We start from the raw sequence: 12,728 nt of genomic DNA, 5'->3' as shown, positions 1-12,728 counted from the left end.
CTCCCCGTCATTCGTCCGTGAGCCCCAAGGCAATGGCATCGCGGAACGATTCGTTCGCATCCTCAAGGAAAATCTGCTTTGGGTCAGGCGATTCAACACGGTCGAAGAGTTGAGGAAGGCCCTGCTGAAATTCAAGGAAACCTACAACCGGCAATGGATCATCGGCAGGCACGGCTACAAGACGCCGAGCCAGGTCCGCGAAAGGCAGATCGTGCTCACTGAGTGCGCGGCGTGATTAAGGACAAAATTGTGTCCAGAAAACCCTGGACCGCTACACTTCGTCTTAACTCAACTGCCGTCCGTAAACACGGCAGTCTCCACCTTGTCAGCGCAGATTTGCCGAGCAGCTTCAAAGGCTGCTTCTTTCGTTTTCTTGGTTATGATGATTCCTTCGTCTCCACGGAAGTTGTCCCTGGTGGGATCAGCGCTCTCGATGAGTATCTCCTTGGCCATTATTTGCACATGCTGAATGAGGAATTTACAATCATCAACCATAAATGGAGTTTCTTCGGTTGAGTCATAAACCTGCTTCACGCGCTTCTGAGCTTCCTTCGTCAGGTAGATTATGATTGGATAGTGATACCCATCTCTGCTGCCTCCATCGTTGGGTGGACAACGCCAAGCCCTTCCTCGGAAACGCCACACCTCGATTTTGGTGATATCGCCACACGAAAGCTTCAGTACAGATTGCGCCCAAGTGTTCGTGGGTACGAGTGAGGCGACAAGCAGAATAGCAATTGCGAACTTCAATTCAACCTCGAATAAAATATTGAATATTCGAATTTTCGGCTCCGTCATACATGATCATTACTTTCCATGGCAACGGTATTTCTCCGAATTTCGTGAACTCAAAAGACCTGGACTGCCCAGGGAACATATGCCCCGTGCTTTCCCATACGTCTCCGACAACTTGAATTCTGGCTTCAGCAGCAAAGGGGCCAAGGTTCCTCACTTCGACAGTGATCTTCTAATACCCTTTCGAGTCTTCACTGCCTGACGAGAAATAAGCCACGGATACCCCCTAGTGCTCAATACTGGTGCCGTGTCACAGCTTCAGTTTCGCTTCAGATGACACGAAGTTCTTCAGGCACACCTTCCAGCTTGTGCGGGGGCTTTCACTCGTTCCCTTGCCCTGCAAGTGGTGTCCGAACAGACGGAATTACGTTTTTCTGCGCGGTAGTGTGCCTTTCTTTCTTCCTAAAAATATTCCTGTGGTTCAGTAGGGAGTAGGAAAATAGGTTTTTCCCTATTCATCGAAAGCATGTGCTTCAAGCATCAGAAGGGAAAATCTTCTTCCATGTGAGGTGCTGGTTCCAGCTTTTTGATGACGGGTTTTTCCGCGCGTTTGTGTACAGGGTTTCCATCCACGTAAATGGCCCTGTAGGGCCGGGTGGGGCAGGCGTGTTCGCAGCCTCCGCAGCCGACGCATATCTTCTGGTTCACTTCGGGAATGACGAGTTTGCGGCCCTTGGTGTTTTCATAAGGCACCATGCGTACCGCTTTGGTGGGGCAGTGCTCGGAGCAGGCGCCGCAGTTGGTGTTGTCGGTATATACCACGCAGTTTTTCTTGATGAAGTGCGCCTTGCCGATCTGAGTGCGGTGCTTTTGCTTTTTCGTCAGGGGCAGAATGGCGCCGCTGGGGCAGATTTGTGAGCAGACGGTGCAGTCGAAATTGCAATGGGCGGAGGCAAAGCCCATTTTAGGCTGCATGATGCCGGACGGCCCGTAGTCGAACAGTGAAGGGACCAGTACCCGCGATGGGCAGGCGGAAACGCAAAGGTGGCACGCCGTGCATTTGGCGGTGAAGTGGTCTATTGATACCGAACCGGGCGGCGAGGCCGGGCTGGTTCGGTTCTCGGGGATTGTCGTGGGGCGGCTCGGGACAAAGCCGGGCGGCAGGGCGGCTTTTGCGTTGGTGGCGGCAAGTCCCAGCCCGCCGGTCGCCAGTGTTATGATGAATTTCCTTCTGCCGGAATCCGCCTTGCCTGCCCGACCTTTGGGGAGCGTGGTTCTCAGGTGAAGGATGCTGTCCGGACAGGCGCTGAGGCAGTTGTAACAGGCGACGCAACGGCTGACGTCTACCTTCTTTCTCTTGAAATCAATACAGCTTGCCTTGCAGACGCGCTCACAGCGTCCGCACTCTCGGCATGTGTCCGCGTCAAAGCGGATGCGAACCGGTGAAAGATTTGAGATCAGCCCCAACAACGTGCCGACAGGGCAGAGCGTGTTGCAGTATAGGCGCCCGTGCCGGAGGCTGAGCCATGCCACCAGCAAAAGCATCGCCATGGCTGCTCCGATGGAAACCGGCGCGATGACCGGCCACTGGACCCTGTACAGAGCGTGAGACCCGAAAGCTTCGAAAATGGGGGCCACGGCATTGTTGGCTGCGATGAGAGCGGGGCGGGCGAGGTTGGATAGAATGCGTCCGAGATTGCTGAAAGGATCCAGAAGATTGACCAGTAGCCCGCTTCCGCCGAGAAACACCAGCAGGGTCACGGCCAGCACGGAATACCGCAAAACATTGTGCGGTTTGGTGAAGGCGAATCTGCGACGCTTCCGGCTGGCAGCACGACTGATTGCATCCTGCAGGGTCCCGAACGGGCAGACCGTGGAGCAGTATATGCGTCCGAAAAGGATTGTGACGAGCAGTACCGCGAGAAAGCCCCCTGTCGCCAACGTCGCCTGTTCAAGGAAACTGAATAGCGACGGGACGAATTGCAGGTACAGGACGGCGTCGGCAAGCTTTATGGCCCCTGCTTCCCTGAAATCCAGGAAAAGAAGCGAGGTCGAGACCAGAAAGACGAGGGCGGCTGCAACCCGCAGCGTTTTCAGGTTGCGCTGTCGCATTCTACCCGAGTTTGATGCGATTGATGGACAGGTTCTTGAGATCCATCCTGCCAAGCTGCATCTGGGAAGCGAGCTTGATGTGGCGCACCTCGTCGGGGTCCACCCCGTAAAGGCGTGCACCGGCGGCGTCCGCGGCCACGAAATCCGTCGAGAGCACCTGTGCCTTCATCTGCACCACATCTTCCACCGAGACTCCGCGTGGACCGTTTCGCATCATGACGTGGTACGCATCCAGAATGGTGAGGTCGGGCCTGCGGAAGGAAGCCATGTCCGCGATGCACTGGTGCAGGTCGTTGCGGTGGAAGTACCAGCGATCCCAGACCACGCCCATGAGATTTTTCATGCTGGCCGTGATCAGCGATGAACTGTGATCCTTCAGGACCGGAACGTTAAAGAACACGTCCGCGTCCAGCAGCGCCTTGTGCACCTGAGCCGTTTTCAGGCGACGGCCTTCGGGTATCGAGACCTCCCTGTAGTAGCCTTCGCTGTCCGCCGAGACCATCTTGCCGCCGACGGCCTCCACGGCGTTTTCAATGCCGCTGTTCAGGTAGCACTGCCGCCAGTTGTCGCAGGAGTGGTCGAAGACGATCACCTCCGCGGCCCCGGCGTCGAAGCAGTGTTCAACGATGCGTCCGACTAGCTTGGGGTTGGTGTTGCCGCCACGTTCGGGGGAAACGTCCCAGCCGATGTTCGGTTTGACGACGACCCTGTCGCCTCGGGATACGAAAGATTTCATGCCGTTATAGGCACTGATGGCGCTATCGAACATTTCATCCGGCTCGCCGCCTCGAATGGCCACCAGGTCCCATGGGTTTTCCGGGCCTGCGGCAATGGCGGGCGTGCTCCAGAATGCGCGCACGCCGCCGAAAGCGAGGATGGATCCCGCAACGATTCCGCCCCTGATGGTTTGTTTCAGAAAATCACGGCGATCCATGGCTCTCCCTCCAGTGTTAGATGGTATTCCATGTTGCTCGACTGCGTTATGCCGACCGTATCTCCCGCATGACGTCCGCAGGACTCTGGCCGAAGTGGCGCTTGAACTCGCGGCTGAACTGCGAGGTGCTCTCATACCCCACGGCATCGGCGGCGAGGTAGGCCTTCATGTTTTTCTGGATGATGAGGTCGCGTGCGCGTGCCAGTCGGATCTTCTTGAGATACTGCAGGGGAGAGTCCGCGGTGATTTCCTTGAAGGCCTTGTGAAAGGCCGAAACGCTCATGTGGGCCGAATCCGCCATCTGCTGCACGTCGAACCGTTCGGAATAGTTTCCTTCCAGCAGACTGATGACGCGGGCCACCTGCGAGAAGGAGCTTTTTCCTCTTGCCAGTGAATATAGCACCGGCGCCTGCGAGCCGCAAAGGGCGCGGTAATAAATTTCACGTACCAACCCCGGAGCCAGAATTCTGGTTTCCTTTTCCGAACGTAGGGCCTTCAGCAGCTTGACTGCCGCGTCCTCCATGTCTTCGCCCATGGCGGACGGGCCTATGCCCAGAGGATAATCCTTGCCATCCAGTTCCGCCAGTTCTGATTGCAGATCCATGTCGTTGATGAGCGAATTCAGCTGGCCCATGTCTATGTCGATGTACATGCCCAGCAGCGGGCAGTTCTCGCCCGGAAACGATTCGCATTCAAAGGGCATGGCAACGGAAGTGACCAGATAATTGTTCGCATCGTAGCGAAAGGACTGGCCGCCCAGCGAGCCTTCCTTGTGGCCCGAGGCAACGATGCAGATTCCAGGATTATACAACATCGGCCTGCGCCGAACATGTTTGGTGTCCTTGAAGAAACGTACGCCCTTGAGTCTCGATTCGACGGCATCGCCGTCTATGGTTGCGAGATCAGTAAGTAAATCAGTCATTTTAGACATTCGTGCGCCTCCAGAATGTTCAACCTTATTATGGACACTATTCTCGCGTATATTTCAATAGCGGAACGATCTGTTTGGAGGAATGGGCAAGGTTTTGAGAGAAATGTGTGTTCAAGCCCGTCCGCGAACTCCTTAAAAAGGTTTCATCGACGAATGAAAACTAAAGGAGTGCATAATGAACTTCGAATTTCAGAACCCGACCCGGATCGTATTTGGCGCCGGGAATCTTTCCCGGCTCGGTGAACTGACGGGAGAATACGGCCGCAAGGCTCTGCTCGTTACCGGCGGCGGCAGCGTCAAGCGCAACGGGATCTTTGACCGGGCCGTGGAAAGTCTGAAGGCTGCGGGGATCTCTTATGTGGAATGCGACGGCATAGAGCCGAACCCGCGCATCGCTTCCGTGGCACGCGGGGCGGAAATCGTCGAAAGGGAATCCTGCGATGTGATCGTCGCCCTTGGCGGCGGCAGTGTCATGGACGCTTCCAAGGTCATCTCCGCCGCGGCGCTCTATGACGGCGACCCCTGGGACATGATTCATCACGGTCAGGAAAATGTCTACGTTCCGACCGAGGCGTTGCCCGTGATCACGGTCCCCACGCTGGCCGCCACCGGCTCGGAAAGCAACTGCGGCGCGGTCATCACCAAGGAGAACGACAAGGTCAAATCCTTCATTCAGATTCCGCTGCTCTATCCCAAGACCGCGTTGGTCGATCCCGAGCTGACCGTAAGCGTCCCACAAGACCAGACTGCCTACGGCGTCTGCGATCTCATTACCCACGTGACCGAAGCCTATTTCAACGGCATTGACACGACTCCGGTGCAGGACCGGTTCGCCGAGGGCGTCATTTTGACTGCCATGGAGTGGGGACCGAAAGCCATTGCCGATGGTACGGACCTGACGGCGCGTGCCCAGGTGCAATGGGCTGCCCTCGTGGCCCTCAACGGCTGGCTACAGGCGGGCACCGACGCACCGTATCCCGTGCACATGATGGAGCACACTCTCTCCGGCCACCACGACGTGACCCATGCGGCGGGTCTTTCGGTCATCAATCCCGCGTGGATGCGATTTGCCGCCAGAAGCAACACCGCCAAGTTCGTGCAGTTCGCCGAACGCGTCTTCGGTCTCAAGGCTGATTCTCCGGAGGACCTGAATTGCGCTCTGGCGGGGATTGACCGCTTTGAGACCTTCCTGCGCTCCATAGGCTGTCCGACACGTTTCTCAGAGCTGGGCATAGGCGACGAACTGTTCGAGACCTATGCAAAGGATACGCTGAAGATCGTCAGCGATGGAAATGGCAACCTGCCCGGACGACCGTCCATGAGCGTCGAGGATATGGTCGGGATATTCCGTTCCGCGCTTTAGCGCGGAGAAACGTAAACGCCTTCTCACTGGAGGTCGCAATGAAAAATAGCGTTTCGATGATCAAGATGATGAAGACCATTATGTCGACCCTGACTCTGGTCCTGATTGCAACCATAGCCTGCGCGGAGAACGATATGTACTGGGATAAGACATACCCACTGAGCGATAAGGTGATTCACGAGAAAGTCGAGTTTCACAACAGGTTCGGAATCTATATTTCGGCCGACATGTTCAAACCCAAGGACTTTGATGCGTCCAAGGACTATGCCGCGCTCATCGTGGGGACGCCCTATGGCGGCGTCAAGGAGCAGGGCGCCGGCATTTATGCGCAGGCCATGGCGGAAAGAGGCTTCGTCACCATCGCCTTTGACGAGTCCTATAACGGCGAGAGCGGCGGTTTTCCGCGCCAGATTTCGTCGGTAGAGGGATTCGTGGAGGACTTCCACGCAGCCGTGGACTACATGGGGACCCGCCCTTACGTGAACCGTGAAAAGATCGGGATCATCGGCATTTGCGGCAGCGGCGGTTTCTCCCTGAGCGCGGCGCAGGTGGACCCCCGCATCAAGGCCGTGGCCACGGTGAGCATGTACGACATGAGCCGGGTCAAGGCCAATGGCTGGAAGGATTCCTGGACCGAGGAAGAGCGCAACGCCTACCTCGAACAGCTGGGTGAACAGCGTTGGAAGGAATACGCCGGGGCCGAAACCAAAACGCTCGGCCTGCCTGAAACCATTGACGAGGACACCGACCCCATCACCCGCGAGTTTTACGGGTACTACAAGACGGATCGCGGCCATCATCCCCGCTCCACGACCCACTTCACCATGACCAGCGACATGGCCTTCATGAACTACAAGCTGCTGGACCGCATCGAGTCAATCTCTCCGCGTCCCATCCTGTTTATCATGGGTGAGAACGCTCACTCACGTTACTTCACCGAGGATGCGTATGAGGCGGCGGCCGAGCCGAAGGAGCTGGTGGTCGTTCCCGGAGCGAATCACGTGGATCTTTACGATCGCGTGGACCTGATCCCTTGGGACAAGCTGGACGGCTTCTTTACCAAGGCGCTGAAATAGTCCCCCCTAGCGTCGTTTGCCGTCCCTGGTGTTGCCGGGGGCGGCAAGCGGCATTTCGTGGCAGTCTCTGAAATATGAAAACCGGTCCGGGAGAATGGACATGAGTAATACGTTCGATGGAGAAGGACTTTTTCCCAAAGGCGAAAAGAATGAGGCCTTTGCAAAATATTTTACCGGCACCAGCTACCTTGAAATGCTCTCCACCGAGGGCGTTTTCATAGCCAATGTCACCTTTGAGCCGGGGTGCCGCAACTGGTGGCATATCCATCATGAAGGCGGACAGATACTTTTGGTGACCGGGGGGCGCGGCTGGTATCAGGAGGCCGGAAAACCTGCCCGGGAGCTTCATCCCGGGAACGTGGTCAACATCCCGCCTGAAACCAAGCACTGGCATGGTGCTGCAAAGGATTCGTGGTTCGCGCACGTGGCCGTCGAGGTCCCGGCCGAGGACCGCTCCAACGAATGGGTGGCCCCGGTCACGGACGAAGAATACGACGCGCTGGATTGATCCTGTGCGATACGAAAACGGCAATACCAAGGAGTCTTCGATGAAAAGAGTGTTCTTTATGCTGGTCGTTCTGACGCTGGTCGCATCCGCCGCCTACGCGGGACAGGAGGCTGATTCAAAATCTCAGGTGCTTTACGGCCAAGGGACGCAGAAATCCTTCAAGGGCCCTGCGGAGTACTTCACCGGTGACGTTCAGGTGGACATGCTTTTCCCGAAGAACGATACGGCCTCGTACTCCGGTGCGTATGTCACTTTTCAGCCCGGTGCTCGCACCGCATGGCACTGGCATCCGGCGGGGCAACATATGATCGTCACCGAAGGCACGGCCCTGACCGGAACGCGCAACGGAAAGGTCATCAAGTTCAATGAAGGCGAGACCGTCTGGTGTCCGGTGGGCGTGGACCACTGGCACGGGGCGACTCCCGATGCCCCCATGACCCATCTCGTGGTTACCGGGGTCAAGGACGGCAAGGCCGTTGTCTGGAAGGAAAAGGTCACGGATGAACAATACATGAAGCGCTAGGAGGCCGAGCATGCATCTGAAGAAATGCACCGCGATCCTTATCGCACTCGTTATGTCCCTCGGTCTTGCTGCGGCATCGGAGGCAGCTGATATGCAAAAGAAAACCACACTCGACGTCCGGCAGCGGTCAATTGTCACCATTGCCGCCTTTACGGCAAGCGGAGAAATCGAACGCCTGAAGCCAGAATTGGCTGAAGGGCTGGATTCCGGGTTGACCGTCAATGAAGTCAAGGAAGTCCTAGTCCAGATGTACGCATACGCGGGATTCCCCCGCAGTCTCGGTGGCATATGGGCTTTCATGGATGTCATGGAACAGCGCAGGGCCCAAGGCATCGAAGATGAAGTCGGCAGGGAAGCGTCGCCGATTCCCGAGGATCTGGACCGGGACACATACGGCGCCCGAGTGCGCGCCGACCTGGCGGGGCTGGACGAAGTCCCCGAGAACCCGGCTCCGTATCAGGAGTTCTCGCCGATCATCGACGAATTCCTCAAGGAGCATCTGTTCGCGGACATCTTCGCCCGCGACATTCTGACCCATCAGGAGCGCGAGCTGGCCACCATTGCCGCGCTGGCGAACATGACCGGCGTAAACGGGCCGCTGACTTTCCACTTCAGCGCGGCCATGAATACCGGGCTGACCGAAGGCCAACTGCACGACTTCATCACGGTGCTTGCCGATCAAGTGGACGAAGAGCGCGCCGAAAACGCCGGAGAGGTTCTCACCAAGGTTCTGGCGGATCGTCAGTAGCCGGAAAGAATGAAAAGCCTCATTTGACGCACGGCTGCCCGGAACGGAATCTCTGCGTTCCGGGCGGGCGTGCGCGGTTATCAATGCGGCAGGCGTAAACGAGTTTTCCATGAGCAAAAACATACTGATAATATCGGCAAGTCCCAGAGCGCAGGGTAATTCCGACATCCTCTGCAACGAATTCATGCGCGGGGCACAGGAAGCGGGGCATGTCGTTGAAAAGATCCGCCTTGCGGAAAGTGACATCAGCTACTGTACCGGATGCTGTTCCTGCATCGGCAATCCCGGGGCATGTGTTCAGGACGATGACATGCGTGATATCCTTGCCGGATTGCTCGCTGCCGATGTCCTCGTTCTTGCCAGCCCGGTCTATTTTCGTTCTTTCAATGGCCAGATGAAGACTTTCATGGACAGGGTCTGTCCCGTGTATACGATGATCCATCACAAGGAAGTGTATTATCTTCTTGCCGCCGCCGGGGGCAGTCTTCCGGTGGAAAGTGCCGTTGAAAGCTTCAGAGTCTTCACGGGATGCCTGAGTGGAATCGAGGAAAAGGGCATCATCGCTGCCACCGGCGTGTGGGGTGAGGGCGGTGTCAAAGGGATGCGCGTTCTCAACGAGGCATATGAAGCGGGGGGGAATGCATGAGCTTTGGGAGGTCTTTCATGAATCGTGTTATGATCTGGCTGTTTTTTGCCCTCATTCTTTCAGGTTTCATGCATTTCCTCCCGTTGAATGCCGTGGCGGGAGAATCCACAGCCACGGAAGGTCGGCAGCATGGTCTTTCATTTTCCGACATGAAGGTTGAGATCAGTTCTCATGGAAAACGTGCCACGTTTCGACTTTATGACACCGTCGCTGCAGAAGAATTTCACGAACAGCTTCCACTTGAATTGGAGCTAAGCAACTTTCGCGACGCGCAGTGGATGTTCTATCCGCCTGAAAAGCTGAACGTGAAGCCGGAAGAGGCCTATCATGACGGCAGGAAAGGCGAGTTGAGCTACTACGAGCCCTGGGGCGACGTGTTCATGCTCTACAGGGATTTTCATGCAGGGGACGAGATGCACCGCCTTGGCGTGGTGTTGAGCGGTGTTGAAGAGATTGCCGCGATGTCTGGAAAAGCCGTCATCCGGCAGGTGCAATCATCCAGTTCGGAAAAGGAGAACGTCATGCGGATAGCAGTGACAGCAGGTGGCAAGACGGTCATCTATGAGCTTAATGACAGTCAGGCCGCAAAAGAATTGTACGGGCAGCTGCCATTGAACATCGCAGTGGAAGACTACGGTAGCAACGAAAAGATTTTTTATCCTCCGCAAAAGCTGAGCACTTCCAATACGCCGCTTGCGGAAAACGTACGAAAGGGAACTCTGGCCTACTACGCCCCTTGGGGGGATGTGGTCCTGTTCCATGATGACTTCCGCTCTGCTCCGGGACTCTATGGACTGGGGCACGCCGTCGAAGGAGCCGAACATATCGGATCCCTCTCCGGTCAAATTCGGGTCACTCCCGACAGCTCACAGTAGACCGGGACCATACAGATGACCAACTTTCGGCGTGTCGTAACAGGCTGCATACGCCATTGCCGTGTTTCAGGCTTACGACACCCAACGGGCCAAGAGAATGTTTCGTAAAAAAATGATGATTCCCATTTCGCTCCTTGCGTTGCTTGTTGTCTCCGGCTGTCTCTATCTGGGACATGAAAAGTTCGGCCGACTGCCCGAGGGAAAGCGGTTGGAGCGGATATCCCGATCTCCCAACTATGAAAACGGCACGTTTCGCAACCGTGTCCCCATTGAACACATCGTTGAAGGCGGCATCGGCATCAGCGGGATGCTGAAATTCCTTTTCCGTGATGGTGACAGCTTGAAGCCTTCCGGACAACTGCCGGTGGTCAAGACGGATCTCAGATCGCTTGATCCGGATGCAGACGTGGTCATCTGGCTGGGCCATTCCTCGTACTTCGTGCAGTTGGGAGGCAAAAGCATCCTGATTGATCCCGTCTTCAGCGACCACGCTTCACCGGTTTTCTTTTCCACGCGCGCGTTTGAAGGGTCGAATCTCTATACGGCCGCTGACATGCCGCCCATTGATTATCTGCTCATATCGCATGACCATTGGGACCATCTGGATCATGCGACGGTCACATCCCTCCTGCCCAAGGTGCGGCATGTGGTCACGGGGCTTGGCGTTGGCGAACATTTTGCTCGCTGGGGCTTTCCCGAGGACAAGGTGCACGAGCTGGACTGGGATGACGAACTCCGTCTGGAGGACGGTCTCTCCATCCATGTTCTGACCGCCAGACACTTTTCCGGACGCCTGTTCGACCGCAATCGGACCCTGTGGGTTTCCTTTGCGCTGGAGACCCCGTCCCGTCGGGTCTTCTACAGCGGCGACAGCGGATACGGCCCGCATTTCAAGGAAATCGGGGAGCGGTTCGGAGGCTTCGATCTCGTCATGCTGGACAGCGGACAGTACAACGAGGCGTGGAAATATGTGCACATGATGCCGGAGCAGGCGGCTCGTGCGGCCGAGGACCTGCAGGCCGAGGCGGCGATGCCATCCCATGCGGGCAGGTTCAGCATCGCCTACCATGCATGGGATGATCCGTTTCAGCGATTTGCCAAGGCGAGCGAGGGCAGATCCTATCGCCTCGTAACACCCCGCATCGGTGAAACGGTAGATCTGGAAAACCGCAGGCAGGCATTCGCCAATTGGTGGGAGAGGTGAGTTCGGTTTAGAGCCACAGGATGTTAACCTGCATCCAGACGGGAAATGCTTTTCCTTGATAGATAAGATAAAGGCCGCATCTGATGCGGCCTTTATCTTATCTTCATGTTCTTTACATGCAACGATCAAGCTGGAACCTTGCTATCGTATCATTTCCTCAGTAAAGAATTTTGCTTTGGCGTTCTTTTGCATAATCAGGAGAAGTGATGCGATTCAAGAAGATTCCCGAGATTGACTGCACAGGGGTCTCGGAGAGGGAGGCCCGTACGGTCAGGAAGACGTGTGCGGCATATGAAACCTGCCTCAAACCGAAGCTTCCGAATAAACTGCGGTCTCTGTTTCGTGCTATTTCACGACATCCCAAAGGCTCGGTGCTGGACGTTGGCTGTGGAGGCGGTGCGTATTCATGCTATTTTGCGCAGCTTGGATTCGACGTGACCGGCATCGACATCTCGGAACCGTCAATACAAAGTGCGGCTCTTTTTGCCGAGGCGCTGGAATTGGACAACGTGACGTTCAAGACGGTGGATGCCGGGGGATTTGACGTCGGACGCTTTGACATCGCCTACAGCTTCGACGTTGTGGAGCACATACCGTGGGAACACCATGAGACATTTCTCAAAGGGGTTTACAAGAACCTGAAACCGGGCGGAGTCTTTTATATCAGAGCTCCGCACTCCTATAACATTCGCCAATACGTTGCCGGGCACATCGGACTGCCCACCTATGAAGAGCTTATGCAGGCCGCAGAGAATACCGGCTACAAGGCACAGGTGCTGCTTGGACATACGGGAAAGGCCTCGCCGGTCAACTACGCGGTTGCGCTGGAGCGGATGATCTACCGAGTCGCACCGAACGAATATTGGCGATACACGTTCCTCAAGTATTTCAGTCTTGCCAACGTGGTCTTGAAGCTTACCAAGTAGACGCGCCGGAGCATTCCGTTGCCTGAATGGATTGCGTTGTGTTCAGAGTCCGGGACAACTTTCATCCTGAGCCGGATTTGATCGCTTGCGCCTTTTGGGGCTCTCCATTAATGGAAGGGGGCAACATCAAACCAATGGTTGGAAATT

14 protein-coding genes are annotated in these 12,728 nt (G+C 56.1%); 10 read left to right on the top strand and 4 right to left on the bottom strand.

The features are described 5' to 3' along the window. The coding region (locus tag B149_RS0105320; protein ID WP_018124138.1) for an integrase core domain-containing protein at positions 1-235 on the top strand (235 nt) is incomplete at its 5' end. A gap of 53 nt (positions 236-288) precedes the next feature. Here B149_RS0105320 and B149_RS0105315 read toward each other — a convergent pair. The 4 genes from B149_RS0105315 to B149_RS0105300 form a co-directional block, all read right to left on the bottom strand. After that, positions 289-798, bottom strand: a complete 510-nt coding sequence (locus B149_RS0105315; RefSeq protein ID WP_018124137.1) for a hypothetical protein — start codon at positions 796-798, stop codon at positions 289-291. A gap of 477 nt (positions 799-1,275) precedes the next feature. Beyond that, positions 1,276-2,847, bottom strand: coding sequence for a 4Fe-4S binding protein (locus tag B149_RS0105310; RefSeq protein WP_018124136.1), 1,572 nt, complete (start codon positions 2,845-2,847; stop codon positions 1,276-1,278). 1 nt (position 2,848) lies between these two features. Then, on the bottom strand, positions 2,849-3,781 hold the full coding sequence (locus B149_RS0105305) for a DUF362 domain-containing protein (protein WP_018124135.1): 933 nt from the start codon (positions 3,779-3,781) through the stop codon (positions 2,849-2,851). 46 nt (positions 3,782-3,827) lie between these two features. Beyond that, positions 3,828-4,712, bottom strand: coding sequence for an AraC family transcriptional regulator (locus tag B149_RS0105300; protein ID WP_026167464.1), 885 nt, complete (start codon positions 4,710-4,712; stop codon positions 3,828-3,830). Between the two features lie 175 nt (positions 4,713-4,887). Between B149_RS0105300 and B149_RS0105295 the strand changes: the two genes are divergently transcribed. From B149_RS0105295 to B149_RS17805, 9 genes are all read left to right on the top strand, one after another. After that, positions 4,888-6,075: an iron-containing alcohol dehydrogenase gene (locus tag B149_RS0105295; protein WP_018124133.1), complete on the top strand. Its 1,188-nt coding sequence runs from the start codon at positions 4,888-4,890 to the stop codon at positions 6,073-6,075. 38 nt (positions 6,076-6,113) lie between these two features. Further along, a complete protein-coding gene (locus B149_RS0105290; protein ID WP_018124132.1) occupies positions 6,114-7,151 on the top strand; it encodes an alpha/beta hydrolase in 1,038 nt (345 codons plus the stop codon). Positions 7,152-7,251: 100 nt separating this feature from the next. Next, a complete protein-coding gene (locus tag B149_RS0105280; protein ID WP_018124130.1) occupies positions 7,252-7,659 on the top strand; it encodes a cupin domain-containing protein in 408 nt (135 codons plus the stop codon). A gap of 40 nt (positions 7,660-7,699) precedes the next feature. Further along, complete coding sequence (locus tag B149_RS0105275) at positions 7,700-8,182, top strand: (R)-mandelonitrile lyase (RefSeq protein WP_018124129.1); 483 nt, start codon at positions 7,700-7,702, stop codon at positions 8,180-8,182. Positions 8,183-8,192: 10 nt separating this feature from the next. After that, positions 8,193-8,930 carry a carboxymuconolactone decarboxylase family protein gene (locus tag B149_RS0105270; RefSeq protein ID WP_018124128.1) on the top strand — a complete coding sequence of 246 codons (738 nt, stop codon included), beginning with the start codon at positions 8,193-8,195 and terminating at the stop codon, positions 8,928-8,930. 109 nt (positions 8,931-9,039) lie between these two features. Beyond that, positions 9,040-9,576: a flavodoxin family protein gene (locus tag B149_RS0105265; RefSeq protein ID WP_018124127.1), complete on the top strand. Its 537-nt coding sequence runs from the start codon at positions 9,040-9,042 to the stop codon at positions 9,574-9,576. Positions 9,577-9,593: 17 nt separating this feature from the next. Beyond that, positions 9,594-10,451 (top strand): cyclophilin-like fold protein, encoded by an 858-nt coding sequence (locus B149_RS17810; protein WP_018124126.1) that lies wholly within the window; start codon positions 9,594-9,596, stop codon positions 10,449-10,451. Between the two features lie 112 nt (positions 10,452-10,563). After that, complete coding sequence (locus B149_RS0105255) at positions 10,564-11,655, top strand: MBL fold metallo-hydrolase (protein ID WP_018124125.1); 1,092 nt, start codon at positions 10,564-10,566, stop codon at positions 11,653-11,655. A gap of 206 nt (positions 11,656-11,861) precedes the next feature. Continuing rightward, the gene (locus B149_RS17805) at positions 11,862-12,581 is read left to right on the top strand and encodes a class I SAM-dependent methyltransferase (protein ID WP_018124124.1); all 720 of its coding nucleotides are present in this window, start codon (positions 11,862-11,864) and stop codon (positions 12,579-12,581) included. Positions 12,582-12,728 lie beyond the last annotated feature (147 nt).

Source organism: Desulfovibrio oxyclinae DSM 11498 (assembly GCF_000375485.1).
Classification (GTDB): domain Bacteria; phylum Desulfobacterota; class Desulfovibrionia; order Desulfovibrionales; family Desulfovibrionaceae; genus Pseudodesulfovibrio; species Pseudodesulfovibrio oxyclinae.
This window is presented reverse-complemented; position numbering and strand designations above follow the sequence as displayed.